Raw genomic sequence first — 21,653 nt, forward strand, 5'->3', positions numbered from 1 at the left:
TCCGGTCACTCCCAGAAGACCCGCTCGACCACACCGTGGGCGAGCCGCGTCATCCGCAGGTAGTCGTTGACCAGCTCGTCGGTCGCGCCCGCCGGATAGCCGAGGATCGCCGCGACCGCGTGCTGCTCGACCGGTCCCGCGGGCAGCGAGTCCGCCGGGCGACCACGGGCGAGCGTGACCGCGTTGCGCACCCGGCTCACCATCCGCCAGGCGTCGATGAGGGTCTGGGCGTCGTCGGCATCGATCAGCGAGGCGTCGCGGGCAGCCTGCAGCGCCTCGACGGTGCGGGGCGTACGCAGTCCGGGGACGGCGTACGCATGCCGCATCTGGAGCAGCTGGGCGGTCCACTCGATGTCGGCGAGCCCACCGCGGCCGAGCTTGAGATGGGTGTTGGGGTCGGCGCCGCGCGGCAGCCGCTCGTGGTCGACCCGTCCCTTGATGCGACGCACCTCGATGACGTCGTCCTCGCTCAGCCCGCCCTCGGGGTAGCGCAGCGGGTCGATCATCTCGGTGAACGCCTGGCGCACCTGCGGGTCGCCGACCACCGCGTCGGCGCGCAGCAGCGCCTGCGACTCCCAGATGCCCGACCACTTCGCGTAGTAGGAGGCGTACGCAGGCAGGGTCCGCACCAGCGCGCCCTGCCGCCCCTCGGGGCGCAGGTCGGCGTCGAGCTCCAGGGGCGGGTCGGCACCCGGGAGGGCGAGCAGCCGGCGCAGGTCGGCGATGACCTTGAGGGCGAACTGGGTCGCCTCGCCCTGGTCGGCGCCCTCGACGGGCTGGTGCACGAAGAGCACGTCGGCGTCGGAGGCGTAGGAGAGCTCGAACCCGCCGTAGCGGCCCATCGCGATGATCGCGATCCGGGTCGGCGCCTCGTCGAGCTCGCGGCGGGCGACCTCCTCGGCGACCACCGTGCGCAGCGACGCCTCCAAGGTGGCGTCGGTCAGCCGGGACAGGGCGGCGCCGACGGTGTCGATCTCGGCCTCGCCGAGGAGCTCGGCGGCCGAGATCCGGAACAGCTCGCGCCGGCGGATCGCGCGGATGTGGCGTACGGCCTCCTCGGCGGAGGTGGTGGTGCGGCGGCGCGCGGCTCGGGCGACCATCTCATCGGTCAGCGCCTCGGCCGACAACGGGGCCAGGTCGTGGCCGAGCAGGCGCAGCGCCTCGGGCTCCCGCTCGAGCAGCGCGGTGGTGTAGCGCGAGGTGGACAGGATCGTGGCGAAGTACTGGGCGACGCTGCCCTCGTCACGCAGCGAGCGGAGATACCAGGGCGTGGCACCGAGCGCGTCCGAGATCCGCCGGAACCCGAAGAGCCCGGCGTCGGGGTCGGAGCCCTCGGAGAGCCACTGCAGCATCACCGGCAGCAGCGCGCGCTGCAGGGCGGCGCGGCGCGAGACGCCGGTGGTGAGCGCCTCCAGGTGTCGCAGCGCCGCCTTGGGGTCGGCGTAGCCCAGGGCAGTCAGCCGCTCCTCGGCAGCCTTCGCGGACAGGTGCGCCTGTCCGGACGGGATCCGGGCGACCGCATCGAGGAGCGGACGGTAGAAGAGCTTCTCGTGGAGGCGGCGCACCTCGATCCGCTGGTGTCCCCACTCCTTCTCCAGCCGCACGACGGGGTCGCGGAGATAGCCCAGCGAGCGCGCCAGCCAACGCAGCGACTCCTCGTCGTCGGGCACGACGTGGGTGCGCCGGAGCCGGTAGAGCTGGAGGCGGTGCTCCATCCGGCGCAGGAAGGCGTACGCCTCGTGCATGGCCTCGCCGTCCTCGCGGCCGACGTAGCCGGCCCGGGTCAGCGCGGCCAGTGCGGAGAGCGTGGTGGGCTGGCGAATGCCGGTGTCGGTGCGGCCGTGGACCAGCTGCAGGAGCTGCACGGCGAACTCCACGTCGCGCAGGCCGCCGGCGCCGAGCTTGAGCTCGCGGTCGACATCCTTGGACGGGATGTGGGCGATGACCCGGCGCCGCATCGCCTGGGTGTCGGAGACGAACCCGTCGCGCTCGGCCGCCTTCCACACGAACGGGTTGACGGCGTCGACGTAGGCCCGGCCGAGGTCGAGGTCGCCCGCAGCCGGACGCGCCTTGAGCAGCGCCTGGAACTCCCAGGTGCTCGCCCAGCGCTCGTAGTAGCCGACGTGGCCGGAGATCGTGCGCGAGAGCGCGCCCGCCTTGCCCTCCGGGCGCAGCGCCGCGTCGACCGGCCAGATGGTGCCCTCGGCGGTGTGGGCCGAGCAGACCTGGATCAGGTTGCTCGCGAGCTGGGTGGCGACCCGCAGCGAGACGTCGTCACCGACGCCCTCGGCGGCCTCGTGGACGAAGATCACGTCGACGTCGGAGACGTAGTTGAGCTCGTGCCCGCCGCACTTCCCCATCGCGACGACGGCCAGCCGCACCTTGGCGGCGTCGGCTCCCACCCGCGCGCGGGCCACTGCCAGCGCGGCCTCGAGGGTCGCGCAGGCCAGGTCGGAGAGCTCGGCGGCGACGTCGTCGACCGGGAGCTGGTGGGCCAGGTCGCGGGCGGCGAGCCGGAGCAGCCAGCGGCGGTACTCGACGCGCAGCGCGTCGACCGCCTCCGCGTCCGGGACCGTGGCCACCGGGCTGGCGTCACGCGGCGCCGCACCGACCGCCTCGAGCAGCGACTCCCGGAAGACGTACGCCGCGGGCCTGGTCGTGCCGAGGGTCGGGTCGGCCAGCTCGCGCCAGTGAGCGGGATGACGGGCGAGGTGGTCGGCCAACGCGGGCGAGGCGCCGAGCACCGAGACCAGCCGCATCGCGGTGCCCTCGTCGTCGGCGAGCTCGTCGACGAAGCCGTCCCCCTGGGACTCGGCCAGCGTGACCAGGCCGGCAAGCGCGGCGTCGGGGTCCGCGGCCTGACCGAGGATCGCCAGCAGCTCCTGGGTGCCGTCACCGAGACCTGCCAGACCCTCCAGGGCCGTGTCCGGGTCGTTGAAGCCGAGCCGGAGCAGCTCGCCCTTGCCTGGCAACGTCATGGCCCCGATTCTGTCACCCGGTCCGGGTCACGCGCTCCAAGGCCTAGGGGTCGGGATGACACCGCCACGGGTGCCACCGGGGGCAACGGCGGCGGCGCGCTCGCGGACCAGACGGGCGAACCCGAAGGCGAGCGGCTGCCAGGTCTTGATCAGCTCGTTCTCGGCGAAGGTGGCGGTCGCGACCACGTCGTCGACGCTGCGCCCGATCTGCTCGAGCTCGTCGACGGACTCGTTGGCCCAGACGGCGACCGCAGCGGCGTCGACCTCGGGGTGGAACTGCACGCCCCACACGGTCGGCGCGAACCGGGCCGCCTGGACCTGACCGTCGATCGAGCCGGCCAGCTTGACCGCGCCCTCGGGGAGCTCACCGACGACGTCGCGGTGCCAGTGCAGAGCGCGGTCGTCGCCCGCGAGCAGACGCATGAGCGGGTCGAAGAGCACCTCGGGCTCCCAGGTCACCTGGTGGACGCCCACGGTCAGCCCGAACGGGCTGCGCTCGACCGTGCCGCCGAGCGCCATCGCGGCAAGCTGGTGACCGAGGCAGATCCCGAGCGTCGGGATACCGGCCTCAGCGGCCTGAGCGATCCGCTCCCGGGTGACCGCCAGCCAGGGGTGTGCGTCGTCGGAGTCGGCGTCCATCGAGCCACCCAGGACGAGCAGCCCCGAGTAGGAGGCGTCCAGCGACGAGAGCGGCGGGATGGGGTCGGCGTACGCCCGACAGACGTCGATGCACATGCCCGCCTCGGCCAGCCAGTGACCGAACAAAGCCGGCGGACAACTCTCCTCGTGCTGGATCACTAGCACTCGGGGAAGACTCAACGACATCACTCCCACTCTCCCGTTCGAACCAGTGTGGCAGCACCGGATCGGAAGTGTGGAATCGGGCTTGAGTTTCCCTGACAACCAGTTTGCGGGCTCAGATGACGGGCAGCATCCGGGAGCGCTCGTAGGCGGTCACCTGTTCGCGGTAGGCGGCCCACTCGGCGCGCTTGTTGCGCAGGAAGAAGTCGAAGACGTGCTCGCCCAGGGTCTCGGCGAGCAGCTCGGAGTCCTCGGCCATCCCGATCGCCTCGTCGAGGTTCTCCGGCAGCGGGTCGATGCCCAGGCTCTTGCGCTCGCGCTCGGTCAGCGCCCACACGTCGTCCTCGGCCTCGCGGGGCAGCTCGTAGCCCTCCTCGACGCCCTTCATGCCTGCCGCCAGGATCACGGCGAAGGCGAGATAGGGGTTGCAGGCGGCGTCGAGACTGCGCACCTCGATGCGGGTCGACTGGCCCTTGAGCGGCTTGTACATCGGCACCCGGACCAGCGCCGAGCGGTTGTTGTGGCCCCAGGCGATGTGGGCCGGTGCCTCTCCCCCGCCGATCAGGCGCTTGTAGGAGTTGACCCACTGGTTGGTGACCGCGGTGATCTCCGGGGCGTGGCGGAGCACGCCGCTGATGAAGCTGCGGCCGGTCTTGGAGAGCTGGTATTCGGCACCCGGCTCGTAGAAGGCGTTGACGTCGCCCTCGAACAGGCTCAGGTGGGTGTGCATGCCGGAGCCCGGGTGCTCGGTGAACGGCTTGGGCATGAAGCTGGCCCAGATGCCCTGGCTCAGCGCCACCTCACGGATGACGGTGCGGAAGGTCATGATGTTGTCGGCGGTGCTCAGCGCGTCGGCGTAGCGCAGGTCGATCTCGTTCTGGCCGGGCCCACCCTCGTGGTGGCTGTATTCGACGCTGATGCCCATGGCCTCGAGCATCGTGATCGCCTCACGCCGGAAGTCGGCGCCCATCGACTGGGCGGTGTGGTCGAAGTAGCCGCTGGAGTCGACCGGGGTCGGCTCGGTGCCGTCGACCGGGTTGTCCTTGAAGAGGTAGAACTCGATCTCGGGGTGGGTGTAGAAGGTGAAGCCCTTCTCCGCGGCGTTGGACAGGGTGCGCTTGAGCACGTAGCGCGGGTCGGCGTAGGACGGCGAGCCGTCGGGCATCACGATGTCGCAGAACATCCGGCCCGTGGAGGGGCCGTCCGTACGCCACGGCAGGATCTGGAACGTGCTCGGATCCGGCAGGGCCAGCATGTCGGCCTCCGTCACCCGCGCGAACCCCTCGATCGCGCTGCCGTCGAAGCCGATGCCCTCCGCGAAGGCGCTCTCGAGCTCGGCCGGCGCCACCGCGACCGACTTCAGATAGCCGAGCACGTCGGTGAACCACAGCCGCACGAAACGTACGTCCCGCTCTTCGAGTGCCCGGAGCACGAAGTCCTGTTGCTTGCCCATGCATGAACACTAACGGTCCGACGTTACGGCTGGGACCACCGCGCCAGCGTCAGCGACCTGGTCCTCGGAGGATCGAGATCACCAGCGCCACTCCGAACCCCGCGAGGGCTGCTCCGATGACCGACCAGGCGGTGCTGGTGCCGCCTCCGCCGAGATAGCCCATACCGGTCAGCGCCAGCGCTCCACCGGCCACGAGAAGCACCGCGGCCACCACGAGCGCGAGAGCCTTACCCACTGTCATGGCATGCAATCTAGACCCGGGTCAGGTGATGACCAGGGCGAGGGTCACCAGCGAGGTCATCCAGGAGACGAAGCTGCCGACCAGGAAGTATTCGGTCACGTCGTTGATGCTCGGCCCCTCGCCGTCGCCGCGGTTCTCACCGCGGAAGGACTGCAGCTCCGGCCAGCGGATCAGCCCCTTGGCCGCGACCACCAGGCCCGCCGCGGCGATGCTGCCGGTGAGGCCGAGGCCGAAGATGGTCAGCCGCTCGAGCGGGCCGAGCAGCCTGCCGCCCTTGAGATTGTTGCCGTCGACCCCGTCGAGCGGGTTGGCCACCTTGGCGACGTCGAGGACGAGCTGCACCACGACGTTGCCGGTCGAGATCTGGACCAGCAGGCCGCCGAAGGCGAGCAGCACGACCTCGGGACGCGCCGCCTCGACCCAGGCCCACGGCGCGCCGTCCGCCCAGGCCGCGACCGGCCCGGCGACCTCGCCGGCCACCGGCGCCAGCAGGATGCCGAGGAAGATCGTCCCGCCCAGCAGGGCCAGCGGGAGCCCAGGACGCGGGTTGTCCGCCGATCCCTGGGGCTGGTGGGCCAGGAAGCCCCACAGCACCGTGATCCCGGCGATGACGATCACCGCCGCCAGGTCGCCCCCGAAGAGCGCCGAGAGCAGACCGAAGGCGATCACGACGACGGCCCCGATCGCCTCGGGCACCCAGCGGATCCGGCGGAGCGGGTCGAGGATCGCGTGGGCGAAGTCGACCGTGCCGACCCCGATCAGGAGCAGCGCTATCCAGCTCATCCGATCTCTCCCAACAGCTCGTCGGCACGCACGATCACCGCGATGCCGTCACGGCGGACCCGCTGGGAGACCGCGGAGGGAGTGATGTCGAGCTCGTCGGCCATCGCCTTCTGAGACATGCCGGAGAGCATGCCAGAAAGCACCGACACCGAGGACCGATCCAGTCGGGAGAACAGCTCGTCGCGCGCGATCAGCGCGGCGTTGATCGCGGCCGCGTCGGGACCGCCCGCGCCCTCCACGGGCTGATACCAGGTCCGTACGCTGCGCGAGGCCGCCTTGTTCTCGGCATCCTCCGCCGCCTCGATCGCCGCGCGGGCGGACCACCAGCCCGGCCCGTCCTCGACCCTCGGGTCGTCGCGAAGCACCCGCGTCTCGCCCCAGCTGATGCCGTGGCGTACGCCGACGACGGGGTCGAGCGCGATCCGCAGCCGGAACGTCGCCTGGATCGCAGCGCCGACGGCCTCGAAGGCACCCTGGTATTCGTCGCCGACCGTGATCCGCAGCGGCGTGACCGGCTGCCACTCCCGGTTGATCTCCTCGACGGCAGCGACGAACGCCTCGTGGACCTTCGCGCGGTCGGACTTGGTGCGCGAGCCCACGAGGTCGCCGATGACGGTCGCTACAGGTTCCATATATGAAGCATATGTCTTCACTTCACGCAGATTAAGGTATCTGCTTTAGATATCGGTTTCGAAAGGCGAGAACTTAACCTTTGACGGCTTCACAGCAGGCCGCTCACTCGTATGATCTTCGTCACACTCGTCCGACAGGTCCCCCAACCCCTACGGAGCGACGATGCACGTACTCCCCGTCCGGCCGGCACGTCTGCTGGCACTTCTCACCGCTCTCGCCCTGGCTCTCACCATGCTCGCGGTCGCCTCGACGGCCCCGGCGAAGGCGGCCGGCGGCTCCAGTCCCTATCCCGACGACTACGACGGCTCACAGATGTGGCTGGGCTACCGGCCCATCGAGGACGAGCGGCTGCTGGCGGCGTACCGGCCGCTGGCGAGCTCGATCGTCGTCGAGAACGCCACCGCCAACCCCGTCCACCGGCACACCGACGATCTGGCCATGGAGCCCGGCGGCACCGAGAAGTTGGTCACCTCGAGCCTGGAGGCGGCCCGCGAAGAGCTGACCCGCGGGCTCGGCAGCATGCTCGGCACCGACATCCCCGTCGCTGACGAGGTCTCCCCCGGCGCGGTCGTGGTCGGCACCCCGACGTCGTCGGAGGTCGTACGCAGCGAGATCCCGTCCCGCGACCTCGATCGTCTCGGGTCCGAGGGCTATCTGATCCGGTCGGTCGGTGGCCACACCGTGGTCGCCGCCAACACCGAGGTGGCCGCGCTCTACGGCACCTTCGGCTTCCTCCGGCTGATGCAGACCGGCGAACCGATCAGTCGGCTGGACGACGTCGAGGTGCCGAAGGTGCAGGACCGCTGGATCGACAACTGGGACGTCGAGCGGCTCTACGCCGGCAACGCGGACACCGCGAAGGGCCCGAACACCGGCGGGCTGGCCGGCGAGGACGGCTCGATCTTCAACTTCGCGGCGACCGGCGAGAGCGCCGACCGGAACCTGCCGGTGATCCTGGACCGCTACATCACCGTGGCCAGGGCGCTGGCGTCGGTCGGGATCAACGGCTTCAACATCAACAACGTCAACGCCCGGAACACCTACATCACCCCGGAGTACATCGAGCAGGAGGCGGCGCTGGCCGACGCGCTGCGGCCCTACGGGATCAAGCTCGCCCTCTCCATCCGTTACGACGCCCCGACCGACCAGCGGTTCGCACCCGACACGCTCACCCGCGATCAGCTCGACCCGACCAAGGCGCCGTTCCGCGACTGGTGGAACCGCAGGGCCACCATGATCCAGAAGGCGATCCCGGACTTCGCCGGCTTCACCGTGAAGGCCAACTCCGAGGGCCAGCCCGGCCCGCAGGACTTCGGCTTCGACCACGGCGACGGCGCCAACGGCATGGCCGCGGCCGTCGAGCCGCTGGGGATGCAGATCAAGTGGCGTACGTTCGTCTACAACGCCGACGTCGACGAGGACCGGCTGAAGCGTGCCTACCTCGAGTTCGGTCCGATCGACGACGAGGTGCAGCCGGACGGATCGCGCGGCCGGATCGCCGACAACGTCTTCCTGCAGACGAAGAACGGACCGCTGGACTTCCAGGCGCGTGAGCCGTTCAACCCGATGTTCGGGCGGATGGAGAACACCAACCAGGCCATCGAGCTGCAGATCACGCAGGAGTACACCGGCCAGTCGACGATGCTCGCCTACCTCGGCCCGATGTGGCAGGAGATCTTCCACGCCGACACCGGCGCGACCGACGAGTCGGGCCGGCTGCTGCCGAAGCGGAAGGTCGGCCACATCGTCGACGGCACCGCCCAGGGCCAGGAGCGGACCGCGATCGTCGGCGTCGGCAACCTCGGCAACGCCGACAACCTCACCGGCCACCACTTCTCCCAGTCCAACCTGTTCGCGTTCGGACGGATGGCGTGGGACTGGACCCTGGACTCGCGCGGGATCGCGGAGGACTGGACCCGGATGACCTGGAGCGGTGACAGCCGGACCGTCAACAAGATCGTCGCGATGATGATGGGCTCGTGGGAGTCGGTGGTCAGCTACCAGACACCGCTCGGCATCGGCCACCAGTTCGGCGCCGACATCCACTACGAGCCGGGCCCGGAGGAGACGCTCGCCCGCCCGGACTGGAGCCCGACCTACTACAACCAGGCCGACTCCGTCGGGCTCGGCTACGACCGCTCGGCCAGCGGCAGCGGCTACTCGGCCCAGTATTTCCCGACGCTGACCGAGCGGTTCGACGACATCGAGACGACCCCGGAGAACCTGCTGATGTGGTTCCACCACGTCCCCTGGGGCCACGAGATGGACAGCGGCCGGCCGTTCTGGGACGAGCTGGTCTACCGCTACCAGATGGGCGTCCAGTACGTCACCTGGATGCGCCGCACCTGGGACTCGCTCGAGCCCTCGATCGATGCCCGCCGGTTCGGTGAGGTGAAGGCCAAGCTCGCCCAGCACGAGGCCGACGCCGAGATGTGGCGCAACGAGTGCGTCTCCTACTGGCAGACCTTCTCCGGCCGCGAGATGCCCACCGACGACGGACCGACCTCCATCGCGGTGGAGATCGGCGGGAAGACCTATGACGGCTTCGACCTGTCGCTGGACGCGTACGCGCTCGACGTGCCGGACGGGACCTCGCCGAGGATCACCGCGGTCGTCCCGGCGGATCCCCGGGCGACCTACGACATCGTCGAGCAGGCCGGGTCGGTCCCGGGGCGCGCGGTCGTCGAGGTCGAGACGGAGGGCTTCTTCGGCCCGCTGCTGAAGAGGTACGTCTTCGATCTCGAGTGAGTCACCAGCGCCCGGGTCCGGTGAGCTCGCCCGGCTCGACCGGACGGCCCGACAGCGCGAGCACGAGCGCGATCGCGGTGCCACGGACCTCGGGACCGGTCCCGATCACCGCGTCGGCGTCGGTGGCAACGAGACGTACGCGCTGGGCACGCTCCTTGCCGCCGCCCCACTTCTGTGAGGTGTCGGCAAGGTAGCGCAGCGCGGTCACCACGTGCTCGACCGGGTAGTCGCGCTCGATCCCCAGCGGCCGGCGGATGTCCTCGCCGTGCGCGAACTCCTCGACCAGACGCGTGGCGAGCGGGGCGGGCGGCGTGGCCGTCCGCCCCGCGACCCGCCGGTACGCAGCCAGCGTCTCGGCCGGGTCGTCGGCCCGCTCGCGGTCGACGCCGGTCTGGTTGTCCCGGTCGAAGTCGCCGCGGGCGGCGATCATGCGGCGTACGAATCCCAGCCGGGTGGTCGTGGCGACGTCGATCATGTGGGCGAGCACGTCGTGGACGGTCCACCCGGCACACAGCGACGGGGTCGTCCAGCGTGCCGGGGCGAGGGTCTCGAGGTCGCGGATCAGCGCCTCACGCTCGGCGTGCACCACGGACCAGATCGCGCTCTTGGACGACATGGTCCGGACGCTACCGCGGCTCCGCGTCCCTCGCCCCGGCATAACCGCCCGCTACCGCACCGGCTGCTGGAGCTCGGTGACCCAGCCGTCCTGGTCCTCGGGCGTCTCCAGGTAGATCTCGCGGCACGGTCCCGCGAACTCGAGTCCCGCGTCGGTGACGTGGCGGGCCAGCTCCTGCCAGGCGTCGCCGATGCCCGTCATGGGGCCGCGGTAGATCGTGGTGACCGCCCGGTCGTACGCCCGCAGGGTCCCGACCTCGAGGCCGTCGACGGCCTTGCCACCGAGGTCGGCGCCGGCACCGAACGTCATCCCGTCGCCGACGGCGTCGTACCAGCCGATCCCGGGTCCGGACGGCTCGATCCCGGCCGCCGCGAACGCGCCGTAGACGCGGTCGAAGAGCGGGCCGACGCGCTCGCCGACCTCGCCGGTCTCGTCGACGTGGTCGGTGAGCTGGGTCAGGGTGAGAGCCGCGAGCGGCTTCTCGGTGTAGGTGAGGGTGGACATGGCATCTCCTTCCAGAAGTCGGAGACGTCGCTCCACCTCGCCGAGGCGACGGCCGTCGGCCTCGATCTGGGCGCGCAGCTCGTCGCGGCGGCGGTGCAGCAGCGCGGCGAGCTCGGCCGGCGTACGGCCCTCGTCGAGCAGGTCGCCGACCTCCTCGAGCGAGAAGCCCAGCGACCGGAACGCGACCAGGGCGTCGGCCCGGGCCAGCAGCGCCGGCTCGTAGAACCGGTAGCCAGTGTGCGGGTCGACCCGGGACGGCGAGAGCAGGCCGAGGGCGTCGTAGTGCCTCAGCATTCGCACCGACACCCCGGCGAAGCGGGCGAAGTCTCCGATACTCAACATGACGCCATCAGCCCACCGTCTGACACCGTGTCAGGGTCAAGCCCTACTCGACCGGGACCCTCGCCTCGATCTCGGCGAGCCAGGCCGCGGGCGAGGCGTCCGAGGGCATCCGCCAGTCGCCGCGGGGCGACATGGTGCCGCCGTTGGAGACCTTGGGGCCGTTGGGCAGGGCGCTCCGCTTGAACTGGTTGGCGAAGAACCTCTTCACGAAGACCTCGAGCCAGGCCCGGATCTCCTTCATCTCGTAGGCGGTCCGCTTCTTCTCCGGGAACCCCGGCGGCCACTCGCCGGCCTCGACGTCGTGCCAGGCGTTCCACGCCAGGAAGGCGATCTTCGAGGGCGTGAAGCCGTTGCGGACGGTGTGGAAGAGGGTGAAGTCCTGCAGGGCGTACGGGCCGATCTTCTGCTCGGTCGACTGCAGCTCCTCCCCCGGCACGAGCTCGGGCGAGATCTCCTGGTCGAGGATCTCCTGGAGCACCTCGTCGGCGGTGCCGTCGAACTGCTCGGTGGTGATCACCCAGCGGATCAGGTGCTGGATCAGGGTCTTCGGCACACCGGCGTTGACGTTGTAGTGCGACATCTGGTCGCCGACGCCGTACGTCGCCCAGCCGAGCGCGAGCTCGGAGAGGTCGCCGGTGCCGAGCACGATGCCGCCACGCTGGTTGGCGATGCGGAAGAGGAAGTCCGTACGCAGCCCAGCCTGGACGTTCTCGAACGTCACGTCGTAGACCGACTCGCCGTCGCCGGCCGGGTGGCCGATCTCCTTGAGCATCTGGGTCGCCGTGGCGCGGATGTCGAGGGTCTCGTAGGTCGTCCCGAGCGCCTCCATCAGGTGGATCGCGTTGGACTTGGTGTCCTCGGAGGTGGCGAACCCGGGCATCGTGAACGCCAGGATGTCGCTCGCCGGACGGCCGAGCCGCTCCATCGCCTTGGCCGCGACGATCAGCGCGTGGGTCGAGTCGAGGCCACCGGAGACGCCGATGACGATCTTCGTGTCCGGGCCGATCGACTGCAGCCGCTTCTCGAGCCCGGAGACCTGGATGTTGTAGGCCTCGTAGCACTCCAGCGCGAGCTTCTCGGGGTCGTCGGGGACGAAGGGGAACCGGTCGACCTTGCGCCGCAGCCCGTCGCCGGTGAGCGGCGGAGAGAGCTCGAACTCGATCTCGGAGTGGAACGTCCCCTCGGCGCGACGGTTGTCGTCGAAGGTGCCCTGCCGGATCCGCTCCGCGCGGATCCGCTCCAGGTCGACGTCGACCACGGTGCGCCGCGGACCGTCCGGGAACCGCTCGGTCTCCCCCAACAGGTCGCCGAGCTCGTAGACCATCGTCTGCCCGTCCCAGGACAGGTCGGTCGTCGACTCGCCGGGGCCGGCGGCCGTGTAGACGTACGCCGCCATGCACCGCGAGCTCGCCGACTGCACCAGGAGGCGCCGGGCGTCGGAACGGCCCACCGTGATCGGGCTGGCGGAGAGGTTGAGCAGCACGGTCGCGCCGGCCAGCGCGCCCTTGGCACTCGGCGGCACCGGGACCCACATGTCCTCGCAGATCTCGACGTGGAAGACGAGATCCTTGACGTCGGTGCAGCGGAAGAGCAACTCATTGCTGAGCGGCACCTCCTCGCCGCCGAGCATGATGGTGCCGTCGGCACCGTCGCCGGTGCCGTACCAGCGCTTCTCGTAGAACTCGCGGTAGGTCGGCAGGTAGGTCTTGGGCACCACACCGAGCACCTCGCCGCCGTGGATCACGACCGCGGTGTTGAGCACCCGGTCGCCGTGGCGCAGCGGGGCGCCGACGACGATCACCGGCAGCAGTTCCTCGGAGGCCACCACGATCGCGCTGATCGCGGCGTGGACGGCGTCGAGGAGCGTACGCTGCAGGACGAGGTCGTCGATCGAGTAGCCCGAGAGACACAGCTCGGGGAAGACCGCGACGGCGACTCCCTCGTCCGAGCACTCGCGCGCCTGCGCGATCACCTCACGCGCGTTGGCCGCCGGGTCGGCGACGGAGATCGGGATGGTGCACGCCGCGACCCGCGCGAAGCCATGGGAGTAGGCGGAGTAGAAGTCCACACCCCGGAGTCTAGGCGCGACCGGCTACCCAGCCACCCGATGCCCGCCGCCGACCGCGTACGACCTCAGGAGAGCTCGCGGATCCGGATGTTGCGGTAGGACACCACGTCCGGGGCGCTGCCGTGCGCCTGGACGCCGACGTGACCCGTCAGGCCCCGGCTGCTGGAGTCGGGGTCGTTCGGGCGTCCTGGGAACGGCAGTCCGGGTAGGTTCTCGAACTCGTTGATCACGACGCCGTTGCGGATCACGGTGTAATGCTGGCCGACGACGCGGATCTCGAGGTCGTTCCAGGTGCCCTTCGGGGTCGGTCGCGCCTGAGCGAGGTTGAGGTCGGCGAAGCCGTAGATCGACCCGGTCTTGCGGGGGTCGTTGCCGCCACCCTCGGGCGAGTCGTTGACCTGGATCTCGTGGCCGCAGTTGACCGCGATCCAGGAGAGGTTGCCGGTCTCGCTGCCGTTGAACGTGGTCGGGCATCCCTCGACCGGACCCCACAGCTCGGGGAAACGCACCTGGACGCCACTGTTCCCGCGGGCCGTGCCGGGCGCGTCGTCGCGGAACTGCAGGCGGAGGGAGAAGTCTCCGAACTCCCGGGCCGGGTACCACAAGGTTCCGAACCCACCACCGGCTCCGGCGCGGCTGCGGATGGTGCCGTCCGGCATCAGGTCGAACCCGCCGTCGCCGGCGTACGCCCAGTCGGCGAAGGAGCCGGCCGAGCCGTCGAAGAGCCAGTCGTAACCCTCGACCTTTCCCACCTGCGAGCGGGCCGCGGCGGACTGCAGCCGGCTGGCGTCGGCCTGCGTCACCTCGCCGGTGGCGACCAGCTCGGTGGTGACGGAGCGTACGTGTGCCACGAAGGCCCCGTGGGTCGGCCAGGTCCGCTCGTCGTCGATGACATCGTTGAGGGTGCAGCCGGAGCGCAGGGTGCTGTTGGCGACGCCGCTGTCGAGATCGAGGAAGACCACGGTGGGGCGGGCGTCGGGTGCCGGACAGGCCGCGAGCGTCGCGGCAGCTTCGTCGGGAGCCGCCGCTGCTCCGGTCTGGCCGCCCAGGCAGAGGGCGGTGATCCCGAGAAGGGCAGACCCGATGGCGAGCCGGGTCCGGGGGTGGCGTGAGGGCAGGAAGCGAGACATCGAGACTCCGAACGTCGGGACGCCGAGTGGGCATGTGATGCGCGTCACGTCGGATGTTAGTGTCGCTCGACGCCGACTTTCAACCATTCCCGAACGACTTTCGAGGGTAATCTTCGAAAGTTCGCCTCGTTCGATAACCAGGAGCGCCGGGGCTGTCGTTCGGTCTAGCGTCGGACCGTGCTGATCCGACGTGAACGTCCTGAGGACGTGGCCGCCATCCGCGCGGTCACGGCCGCCGCCTTCTCCGGGGTGGAGCACTCCGCCCCGCCGGTCGAGCCCGACGGCACGCCCGGGGAGGCGACGCTGGTGGGGTGGCTACGCGAGGACCCGGGCTGGGTGCCGGAGCTCTCGCTGGTCGCCGAGGTGGACGGCGAGGTCGTCGGCCACGTGGTGGCGACCCGCGGGGAGCTCGCGGGACGGCCCGCGCTCGGCATCGGGCCGGTGAGCGTCTCCCCCGATCGTCAGCGCGACGGGATCGGGTCGGCGCTGATGCATGCGGTGCTGGGCGGCGCGGACGCGATGGGTGAGCCGGTGGTGGTGCTGCTCGGCTCTCCGGACTACTACGGGCGATTCGGCTTCGTGCCGGCCTCCTCGCTCGGGATCGAGGCGCCCGATCCGGCGTGGGGCGACTACTTCCAGGCACGGCCGCTGGCGGCGTACGAACCGGGTCTTCGGGGCACCTACCGCTATGCCGCTCCGTTCGACCGGCTGTGATCACCACCACAGCGCGCAGGACACCTTCTCGGCCTACGCTGGACACAGTCCGTGGACTCCATCAGGGAGCTGCGAGATGACACCAGAAAGGCTCGATGATGAGCACGAACCCCTCTGCCGAGGAGACCGCTCCTTACGGTTCCGGTGCCGCAGGAAACGCACCTGCGAAGTCCGTACGCAAGGTGCGCACGCATCATCTTCGCGAGATGAAGCAGCGTGGCGACAAGATCACGATGCTCACCTCCTACGACATGTACACCGCCCAGATCTTCGACGAGGCCGGGGTCGACCTGCTGCTCGTCGGTGACTCCGCCTCCAACAACGTCCTCGGCAACGAGACGTCGCTTCCGGTGACCGTGGACGAGCTGCTGCCGCTGACCCGCGCGGTCTCGCGCAGCGCGAAGCGGGCGATGGTCGTCGGCGACCTGCCCTTCGGCTCCTACCAGGCCTCCCCCGAGCAGGGCTACCTGACCGCGGTGCGCTTCATGAAGGAGGGCGGCGCCCACTGCGTGAAGCTCGAGGGTGGCGCCGAGATGGCCCCGGTGATCAAGAAGCTGACCGAGGGCGGCATCCCGGTCATCGCCCACATCGGCTTCACCCCGCAGTCCGAGCACGTGCTCGGTGGCTACCGCGTCCAGGGCCGCGGCGACACTTCCGACCGGATCATCGACGACGCCAAGGCCGTCCAGGAGGCCGGTGCGTTCGCGGTGGTCATGGAGATGGTCCCCGGTGACGTCGCCGCGCAGATCACCAAGGAGCTCGACATCCCCACGATCGGGATCGGCGCCGGCCCCGACTGCGACGGCCAGGTGCTGGTCTGGCAGGACGCCTTCGGCATGCGCAGCGGCAAGATGGCCCGCTTCGTGAAGCAGTACGCCGACGTGAAGTCGGTCCTCTCCGACGGCGCCGAGGCCTACATCGCCGACGTCAAGGGTTCGACCTTCCCGGGCCCCGAGCACACCTTCTGAGGATCTTCTCCGACGAAGTGGTCAATCTGGGCCGTCCGCCGGCTCGTCGCCGGGCCCATTTTGACCACTTCTCGGGTCCTGTTCCCACAGCGAGCCGCGCCACAGGGCGTACCAGGCGTCCAGGCGGGTCGGGTCGTAGGTCCGGCCGAGCGCCTCGTCGGCCTCGCGCAGGATCATCGCCGCACGAAACCTGACGTCCGGTGCGACGTACCCGTGGCGGACGTAGCCCGCGTCGGCGAGACGGGAGTCGCGGCGGCGGTCCCGGGCGTACTGGCCACGGTCGCGGTGCACTGCTCCGTCGTACTCCTGCAGCGTCCTGGTCCCAGTGATCAGCAGATCCGCTCTCGCCACGAAGCGACCGGTGTCGTCGCGCACCTCCGCCTGAGGCTCGACCGGCACACCGCACGCCACGTGCAGGAGCCGTAGCAACGACTCCCACGGCGACTCCGACCTGGCGTCGGCCAGCGCGAGCGCCTCGCGCAACCGCGGGCCGCCGCGGCGACCGCGCGCCACATTGTCGAGATCGTCGCGCGTGCACCCCTGCTCATGGAGCACACCGTCGACGAGCACGGTCAGGTCCAGCAGGCCGAGACGACCGGCCGCGGCGAGGACAGTCTCCGGCACCGTCGCGATCCGTACGCCGCCGATCCCGTGACTGTGCGGAGGGAGCCGGTGGCGGGTGACGTCGACCTGCGGCCGGCGCACCCGTACCGCGCGCGGGACCGAGATCTCCACGGGACGGTCCGGAGGAAGCGGCGACAACCAGAGCCCGTACGCCGCCGCAGCGGTCAACCCGGTGAAGATCGTGCCGTCCGGCAGGCGCTCGGCCCAGGCCCGCATCCGAGCCCAGTCCGGATCCTCGTCACCGAGATCCGCCCGTAGGCGCACCCCAGGGGCCAGAGCCACCCAGCGGCTGCTCCGCCGCCGCGGCGCTCGGCCCGTCGTGGTCGTCCGCATGCGCCCACGGTGCCTCGGCGCAGGCGCCGCCGCCACCGCAATCACGCATGGCTGTGGATAACTCCCCTTCGCGACCTGGGCGCTGCCTACACGTCGCTGCGTCGAGCCCTGGCGGCCGCGAGGCCGACCAGGCGGGCGACGACCAGGGCGACGTAGAAGACCCCCGCGACCTGCTCGATCATCACGATCGAGCGGGCGTGGGGTAGCACGGGGACGATGTCGGAGAGGCCGACGGAGGTCAGCGTCGTGAAGGAGAGGTAGAGCAGGTCGAACCACTGCCGGTGGTCGCCGAACGAGCCGGGCCAGATCACCTGCACCGCGGCGTAGAGGTAGGCGAAGGCCCAGGCGACGACGGTGAACGCGGCGCCGGTCGCGAAGAGCTCGTCGCGGGTCACCACGTCGTCGTGGAAGAGATAGCGGATCATCGCGTAGGAGACGAAGAGATAGAACGGGACGTGGAAGAAGGCCGAGGTCAGCACGACCCAGCCCTCGGTGGGCGCGACCGACTCCCACACCGCGAAGATCGTCGCCGGACCGCCGAAGATGCAGGCGAACCAGGAGAAGGCCGGGGTGAGACGTACGGCCGCGACGGCCGCGAGCAGGAGCAGCAGCTGGAGCACGCCGAGCCCCGCGCGGCCGGCCGTGGAGCCGTCCAGGAACGGGTAGGCCAGGACCGCCACGAGCTGGCCGAGCAGCAGTACGGCGGAGGGGTGGTCACGCATCGCCCTGATCACGTTCGTCACAACCGCCCACCCTAGGGCCCCATGGGCCAGTAGCGTCGACACCATGCGCGCAGCCATCGCCCTCGCCTCCGTGGTCGCTCTCGGGCTCTCGACCGCCGCCTGCACCGGAGAGTCCTCTCCGGCCACCACCCCGCCGCCGCTGAACCCGTCGGGTTCGGCCAGTGCTCCCGCGAGCCCCTCCTCGTCCACCCCCGCTGCGGTGCTGCCGACCTCCGACCGGGTGCCCACGCTCGACGTCCAGGTGGTGGGCGACGGGCTCGACCACCCGTGGGACATCGCCGACATCGGCGAGGACCGGTTCCTGGTCACCGAGCGCGACCGGGCGGTGCTGTCGCTGGTCGAAGGCGGCGAGCGGCGGGAGATCCCGCTCGAGGACCACGACATCTGGGTCTCCGGCGAGACCGGCCTGATGGGCCTCGAGATCGACCCGGGCTTCGCGGAGAACCGCCGCATCTACACCTGTCAGGGGTGGAACGACGGCCAGGACGTACGCGTCATCTCCTGGACCCTCGACGCCGGTCTGACCAGGGCCACCCAGGAGCGGACCCTGATCGACGGCTTCCCCACCAGCTCCGGGCGGCACGGTGGCTGCCGGCTGCTGATCAGCGCGGACGGAGCGCTGTGGGTCGGCACCGGCGACGCCGCGACCGCGGAGAACCCGCGCAGCCTCGACTCGCTGGGCGGGAAGACGCTCCGGCTCGACCCGGAGACCGGCGAGCCCTGGCCGGGCAACCCATGGGCGGGTGACGAAGGACCGCGCCGGTTCATCACCAGCTTCGGCCACCGCAACGTGCAGGGGCTGGCGCAGCGGGCCGACGGCACCATCTGGTCGATCGAGCACGGCTCCGACCGCGACGACGAGGTCAACGAGATCACGCTGGGCGGTGACTACGGCTGGAACCCGGGCTCCGGCTACGACGAGTCGGTGCCGATGACCGACCAGAACCTGCCTGGCAAGCAGGTCGAGGCGGCCTGGGACTCCGGCAACCCGACCGTGGCCACCGGCGGCGGCACCTTCATCCCGGTCCAGGAGAGGTGGGGTGCCTACGGCGGGGCGCTCGCCGTCGCCGTGCTCAAGGATCAGGAGCTGCGGATCCTCTCCTTCGACGAGGCCGGGAAGCTCACCGACGACAGCTCTCCCGAGGCCCTGCACGAGCACGGGCGGCTGCGTACGGTCTCGCCGGCCGCCGACGGGGACCTCCTCGTCACCACCGACAACGGCGGCGGCGAGGACGTCCTGCTCCGGGTCACCCCGCGCTGAGGATCATCGGTCCTCGGTGCCGGCGTCGCCCTCCCAGGCCTTGTCCTCCTTGTCCCAGCGCTCGTTGTTCTCCTGGACCTTCTGCAGGGCCAAGGAGGCTTCGGCGTGGGAGGCGTAGGGGCCGAGACGGTCCTTGGCCTTGCAGCCCTCGTACGGCTCGACGGTCTTGTGCTTGAGGCAGTAGTAGTACTCGCCCGCGTGCTCGTCGCTCATGCCGCCAACCTACCGTTGTGCAAGATGTTCGCGTGGGCAACAGCGCTGTTACACGGATTTCAGTAGGTTGCCAGCATGAGCCAGATGTTCGACGCCTACGAGACTCGGGATCCGGCCTTTGACGAGATGTTCGTCGGCAGCGAGCTCCGGCCTCCGTACCAACGGCTCGGCGACTCCCTGCGCCGGCTCAGCGCGTCGGAGCTGATCAGTCGCGTCGAGGCGATGCAGGCCAGCTATCTCGACCAGGGCGTCACCTTCGACATCGGCGGCGAGGAGCGCGCCTTCCCGCTCGACATCGTGCCGCGGGTCATCGAGCGCGACACCTGGACGACGATCGACAAGGGCGTCCAGCAGCGGGTCAAGGCGCTGGAGCTCTTCCTCGCCGACGTCTACGACGAGGGCAAGGTCTTCGACGACGGGGTGATCCCGCGCGAGGTGATCACCACCTCCAGCCACTACCACCGAGCCGCCGCGGGCGTGCACCCGCCCAACGGCGTACGCGTCCAGGTCTCCGGCATCGACCTGGTCCGTGACAACGCCGGCGAGTTCCGCGTGCTGGAGGACAACGTGCGGGTCCCCTCGGGCGTCTCGTACGTGATGACCAACCGTCGCGCGATCTCGGCCGCACTCCCGGAGACCATCGCCGAGCACCGGATCCGGCCGGTGGCCAACTACCCGCAGAAGCTCCTCGCGGCGCTGCGGGCGGCCGCGCCCGCCGGCGTCGCCGACCCGACCGTGGTCGTCCTGACCCCCGGCGTCTACAACGGCGCCTACTTCGAGCACGCGCTGCTCGCCCGGACGATGGGGGTCGAGCTCGTCGAGGGGCGCGACCTGGTCTGCCGCAACGGGCAGGTGCTGATGCGTACGACCAAGGGGCTGGCCCCGGTCCACGTGATCTACCGGCGCATCGACGACGAGTTCCTCGATCCGGTGCACTTCCGGCCCGACTCGATGCTCGGCTGCGTGGGCCTGATCGACGCCGCCCGGATGGGTAACGTGACGCTGGCCAACGCGGTCGGCAACGGGGTCGCCGACGACAAGCTCGTCTACACCTACATGCCCGACATCATCCGCTACTACCTGGCGGAGGATCCGATCATCAAGAACGTCGACACCTGGCGGATGGCCGACGCGTCCTCGCGCGAGGAGGTCCTCGACCGGCTCGACGAGCTGGTCCTCAAGCCCGTCGACGGCTCCGGCGGCAAGGGCATCGTGATCGGGCCGTCGGCCTCGGCGCGCGAGCTCGACGCGCTGCGCGGCAAGATCCTGGACGACCCCCGCTCCTGGATCGCGCAGCCGGTGGTGCAGCTCTCGACGGTCCCGACCTTCATCGATGGACATCTCGGAGCGCGGCATGTGGACCTGAGGCCGTTCGCGGTCAATGATGGCGACAAGGTCTGGGTTCTTCCCGGTGGCCTGACTCGGGTGGCGCTCGCCGAAGGCGAGCTGATCGTGAACAGCTCCCGTGGCGGCGGCTCGAAGGACACCTGGGTGCTCGCCGGACCGACGTCGACCCGTCCGGGTGGCCGGGGTCAGGGTCAGTCACAAGCGCAGGGGGTTGCGTGATGCTGAGTCGCATCGCCGAGTCGATGTTCTGGATCGGTCGCTACGTGGAGCGTGCCGAGGACACCGCGCGGATCCTCGACGTACAGACCCAGCACATCCTCGAGGACGCCGCCACCGACGAGGAGACGGCCTGCCGTTCGCTGCTCGCGGTGATGGGCGTCGAGATCCCTCCGACCGAGGAGGTCGGCCTGCCGCAGACCCTGGACATGCTGGCGTACGACACCACCGCACCGACCTCGATGGCCTATGCGCTGGGGGCGGCCCGGGAGGCGGCCAGGGGCGCACGGGAGACGCTCTCGGTGCCGCTCTGGGAGGCGCTCAACACCACCTACCGGGCGATCCCGGCCGGCCAGTTCAAGCACATGCGGGCACCGTTCATCTTCGGCTGGGTGCGCGACCGGGTGGCCCAGATCAACGGCACCGCCGACGCCACGATGATGCGTGACGAGTCCTGGCAGTTCCTGATGCTGGGGCGCTACGTCGAGCGCGCCGACATGACCTCGCGCCTGGTCGCGACCACCTCGTTGACGAGCGCCAGCGGCGCGTCGCAGTGGAACTCGACGCTGCGTGCCTGCGGTGCGTACGACGCGTTCCTGCGGGTCAACCGAGGGGTCGAGACCGAGCAGGCGGCCGCGGAGTTCCTGCTGCTGGACCGGATCTTCCCGCGCTCGGTGGTGCACGCGCTGCAGCGGGCCGAGGGGGCGCTGGACACGCTGGAGGGCACGACCAGGCGGGCCGGCTTCTCCGACGAGGCCCACCGGCTGATCGGCCGGATGCGGGCGTCGCTGGAATACCGCTCGCTCCACGATCTGCTGGCGGACCTGCCCGCCGAGATGGAGCGGCTCCAGGTCACTTGCGCCGAGGCCACCGAGGCGGTCACGAAACGCTACTTCTCCGGTGCCGAGGCGCTGGCGTGGCAGCCGGTCTGAGGAGT

Annotated in this window: 19 protein-coding genes; 6 read left to right on the forward strand and 13 right to left on the reverse strand. The window is 70.3% G+C overall.

What is annotated here, in order from left to right; genetic code table 11:
* Window positions 1–5: 5 nt before the first annotated feature.
* The 6 genes from G5C66_RS14135 to G5C66_RS14160 all read right to left on the reverse strand — a co-directional run bounded on the left by G5C66_RS14135 (window position 6) and on the right by G5C66_RS14160 (window position 6,888).
* A complete protein-coding gene (locus G5C66_RS14135; RefSeq protein WP_165111611.1) occupies window positions 6–2,978 on the reverse strand; it encodes a bifunctional [glutamine synthetase] adenylyltransferase/[glutamine synthetase]-adenylyl-L-tyrosine phosphorylase in 2,973 nt (990 codons plus the stop codon).
* 27 nt (window positions 2,979–3,005) lie between these two features.
* Complete coding sequence (locus tag G5C66_RS14140; protein WP_165111612.1) at window positions 3,006–3,713, reverse strand: type 1 glutamine amidotransferase; 708 nt, start codon at window positions 3,711–3,713, stop codon at window positions 3,006–3,008.
* 181 nt (window positions 3,714–3,894) lie between these two features.
* Window positions 3,895–5,232 (reverse strand): type I glutamate--ammonia ligase, encoded by a 1,338-nt coding sequence (gene glnA, locus G5C66_RS14145; RefSeq protein ID WP_165111613.1) that lies wholly within the window; start codon window positions 5,230–5,232, stop codon window positions 3,895–3,897.
* Between the two features lie 49 nt (window positions 5,233–5,281).
* On the reverse strand, window positions 5,282–5,473 hold the full coding sequence (locus tag G5C66_RS14150; protein ID WP_165111614.1) for a hypothetical protein: 192 nt from the start codon (window positions 5,471–5,473) through the stop codon (window positions 5,282–5,284).
* 21 nt (window positions 5,474–5,494) lie between these two features.
* Window positions 5,495–6,256: a hypothetical protein gene (locus tag G5C66_RS14155; protein WP_165111615.1), complete on the reverse strand. Its 762-nt coding sequence runs from the start codon at window positions 6,254–6,256 to the stop codon at window positions 5,495–5,497.
* On the reverse strand, window positions 6,253–6,888 hold the full coding sequence (locus tag G5C66_RS14160) for a SatD family protein (RefSeq protein ID WP_165111616.1): 636 nt from the start codon (window positions 6,886–6,888) through the stop codon (window positions 6,253–6,255). Before G5C66_RS14160 ends, G5C66_RS14155 begins: the two co-directional genes overlap by 4 nt.
* 163 nt (window positions 6,889–7,051) lie before the next feature.
* On the opposite strand from G5C66_RS14160, the gene G5C66_RS14165 reads away from it, so the two are divergent.
* Entirely contained in the window at window positions 7,052–9,637 is a 2,586-nt protein-coding gene (locus G5C66_RS14165; RefSeq protein WP_165111617.1) for an alpha-glucuronidase family glycosyl hydrolase, read from the forward strand.
* Window position 9,638: 1 nt separating this feature from the next.
* Here the strand turns inward: G5C66_RS14165 and G5C66_RS14170 are convergent, their stop codons facing one another.
* The 4 genes from G5C66_RS14170 to G5C66_RS14185 all read right to left on the reverse strand — a co-directional run bounded on the left by G5C66_RS14170 (window position 9,639) and on the right by G5C66_RS14185 (window position 14,297).
* Window positions 9,639–10,253 (reverse strand): maleylpyruvate isomerase family mycothiol-dependent enzyme, encoded by a 615-nt coding sequence (locus tag G5C66_RS14170; protein WP_165111618.1) that lies wholly within the window; start codon window positions 10,251–10,253, stop codon window positions 9,639–9,641.
* A gap of 51 nt (window positions 10,254–10,304) precedes the next feature.
* Window positions 10,305–11,099, reverse strand: a complete 795-nt coding sequence (locus G5C66_RS14175) for a MerR family transcriptional regulator (protein WP_165111619.1) — start codon at window positions 11,097–11,099, stop codon at window positions 10,305–10,307.
* Window positions 11,100–11,142: 43 nt separating this feature from the next.
* Window positions 11,143–13,167 carry an NAD(+) synthase gene (locus G5C66_RS14180; RefSeq protein WP_165111620.1) on the reverse strand — a complete coding sequence of 675 codons (2,025 nt, stop codon included), beginning with the start codon at window positions 13,165–13,167 and terminating at the stop codon, window positions 11,143–11,145.
* A 65-nt stretch (window positions 13,168–13,232) separates the two neighbouring features.
* The gene (locus tag G5C66_RS14185; protein ID WP_165111621.1) at window positions 13,233–14,297 is read right to left on the reverse strand and encodes a 3-keto-disaccharide hydrolase; all 1,065 of its coding nucleotides are present in this window, start codon (window positions 14,295–14,297) and stop codon (window positions 13,233–13,235) included.
* 177 nt (window positions 14,298–14,474) lie between these two features.
* Between G5C66_RS14185 and G5C66_RS14190 the strand changes: the two genes are divergently transcribed.
* Together G5C66_RS14190 and panB are read left to right on the forward strand one after the other, a co-directional pair.
* On the forward strand, window positions 14,475–15,011 hold the full coding sequence (locus tag G5C66_RS14190; protein ID WP_165111622.1) for a GNAT family N-acetyltransferase: 537 nt from the start codon (window positions 14,475–14,477) through the stop codon (window positions 15,009–15,011).
* Window positions 15,012–15,106: 95 nt separating this feature from the next.
* Window positions 15,107–15,979, forward strand: a complete 873-nt coding sequence (gene panB / locus G5C66_RS14195; protein ID WP_206444116.1) for a 3-methyl-2-oxobutanoate hydroxymethyltransferase — start codon at window positions 15,107–15,109, stop codon at window positions 15,977–15,979.
* A 21-nt stretch (window positions 15,980–16,000) separates the two neighbouring features.
* Here panB and G5C66_RS14200 read toward each other — a convergent pair whose 3' ends face one another.
* Together G5C66_RS14200 and G5C66_RS14205 are read right to left on the reverse strand one after the other, a co-directional pair.
* Window positions 16,001–16,936, reverse strand: coding sequence for a hypothetical protein (locus tag G5C66_RS14200; RefSeq protein ID WP_165111624.1), 936 nt, complete (start codon window positions 16,934–16,936; stop codon window positions 16,001–16,003).
* Between the two features lie 86 nt (window positions 16,937–17,022).
* Window positions 17,023–17,679, reverse strand: coding sequence for an ion channel (locus G5C66_RS14205; protein WP_165111625.1), 657 nt, complete (start codon window positions 17,677–17,679; stop codon window positions 17,023–17,025).
* Between the two features lie 43 nt (window positions 17,680–17,722).
* Here G5C66_RS14205 and G5C66_RS14210 point away from each other — a divergent pair, with 43 nt between their 5' ends.
* A complete protein-coding gene (locus tag G5C66_RS14210) occupies window positions 17,723–18,940 on the forward strand; it encodes a PQQ-dependent sugar dehydrogenase (protein WP_206444117.1) in 1,218 nt (405 codons plus the stop codon).
* 3 nt (window positions 18,941–18,943) lie between these two features.
* On the opposite strand, the gene G5C66_RS14215 is transcribed toward G5C66_RS14210, so the two are convergent.
* The gene (locus G5C66_RS14215) at window positions 18,944–19,153 is read right to left on the reverse strand and encodes a hypothetical protein (protein ID WP_165111626.1); all 210 of its coding nucleotides are present in this window, start codon (window positions 19,151–19,153) and stop codon (window positions 18,944–18,946) included.
* Window positions 19,154–19,228: 75 nt separating this feature from the next.
* On the opposite strand from G5C66_RS14215, the gene G5C66_RS14220 reads away from it, so the two are divergent.
* Complete coding sequence (locus G5C66_RS14220) at window positions 19,229–20,719, forward strand: circularly permuted type 2 ATP-grasp protein (protein ID WP_165111627.1); 1,491 nt, start codon at window positions 19,229–19,231, stop codon at window positions 20,717–20,719.
* Window positions 20,719–21,648: an alpha-E domain-containing protein gene (locus G5C66_RS14225; RefSeq protein ID WP_165111628.1), complete on the forward strand. Its 930-nt coding sequence runs from the start codon at window positions 20,719–20,721 to the stop codon at window positions 21,646–21,648. Before G5C66_RS14220 ends, G5C66_RS14225 begins: the two co-directional genes overlap by 1 nt.
* The last annotated feature ends 5 nt before the right edge of the window (window positions 21,649–21,653 follow it).

It is taken from the genome of Nocardioides turkmenicus (assembly GCF_011045035.1).
Classification (GTDB): Bacteria; Actinomycetota; Actinomycetes; order Propionibacteriales; family Nocardioidaceae; genus Nocardioides; species Nocardioides turkmenicus.

What these genes read in the sequence shown, in the direction of transcription:
- G5C66_RS14220 (WP_165111627.1), top strand. Translation starts at nt 19,229, where the DNA reads ATGAGCCAGATGTTCGACGCCTACGAGACTCGGGATCCGGCCTTTGAC.
- G5C66_RS14135 (WP_165111611.1), bottom strand. Translation starts at nt 2,978, where the DNA reads ATGACGTTGCCAGGCAAGGGCGAGCTGCTCCGGCTCGGCTTCAACGAC.
- G5C66_RS14140 (WP_165111612.1), bottom strand. Translation starts at nt 3,713, where the DNA reads ATGTGCATCGACGTCTGTCGGGCGTACGCCGACCCCATCCCGCCGCTC.
- G5C66_RS14225 (WP_165111628.1), top strand. Translation starts at nt 20,719, where the DNA reads ATGCTGAGTCGCATCGCCGAGTCGATGTTCTGGATCGGTCGCTACGTG.
- panB (WP_206444116.1), top strand. Translation starts at nt 15,107, where the DNA reads ATGATGAGCACGAACCCCTCTGCCGAGGAGACCGCTCCTTACGGTTCC.
- G5C66_RS14185 (WP_165111621.1), bottom strand. Translation starts at nt 14,297, where the DNA reads ATGTCTCGCTTCCTGCCCTCACGCCACCCCCGGACCCGGCTCGCCATC.
- G5C66_RS14170 (WP_165111618.1), bottom strand. Translation starts at nt 10,253, where the DNA reads ATGTCGTCCAAGAGCGCGATCTGGTCCGTGGTGCACGCCGAGCGTGAG.
- glnA (WP_165111613.1), bottom strand. Translation starts at nt 5,232, where the DNA reads ATGGGCAAGCAACAGGACTTCGTGCTCCGGGCACTCGAAGAGCGGGAC.
- G5C66_RS14160 (WP_165111616.1), bottom strand. Translation starts at nt 6,888, where the DNA reads ATGGAACCTGTAGCGACCGTCATCGGCGACCTCGTGGGCTCGCGCACC.
- G5C66_RS14150 (WP_165111614.1), bottom strand. Translation starts at nt 5,473, where the DNA reads ATGACAGTGGGTAAGGCTCTCGCGCTCGTGGTGGCCGCGGTGCTTCTC.
- G5C66_RS14155 (WP_165111615.1), bottom strand. Translation starts at nt 6,256, where the DNA reads ATGAGCTGGATAGCGCTGCTCCTGATCGGGGTCGGCACGGTCGACTTC.
- G5C66_RS14215 (WP_165111626.1), bottom strand. Translation starts at nt 19,153, where the DNA reads ATGAGCGACGAGCACGCGGGCGAGTACTACTACTGCCTCAAGCACAAG.
- G5C66_RS14210 (WP_206444117.1), top strand. Translation starts at nt 17,723, where the DNA reads ATGCGCGCAGCCATCGCCCTCGCCTCCGTGGTCGCTCTCGGGCTCTCG.
- G5C66_RS14165 (WP_165111617.1), top strand. Translation starts at nt 7,052, where the DNA reads ATGCACGTACTCCCCGTCCGGCCGGCACGTCTGCTGGCACTTCTCACC.
- G5C66_RS14200 (WP_165111624.1), bottom strand. Translation starts at nt 16,936, where the DNA reads ATGCGGACGACCACGACGGGCCGAGCGCCGCGGCGGCGGAGCAGCCGC.
- G5C66_RS14175 (WP_165111619.1), bottom strand. Translation starts at nt 11,099, where the DNA reads ATGTTGAGTATCGGAGACTTCGCCCGCTTCGCCGGGGTGTCGGTGCGA.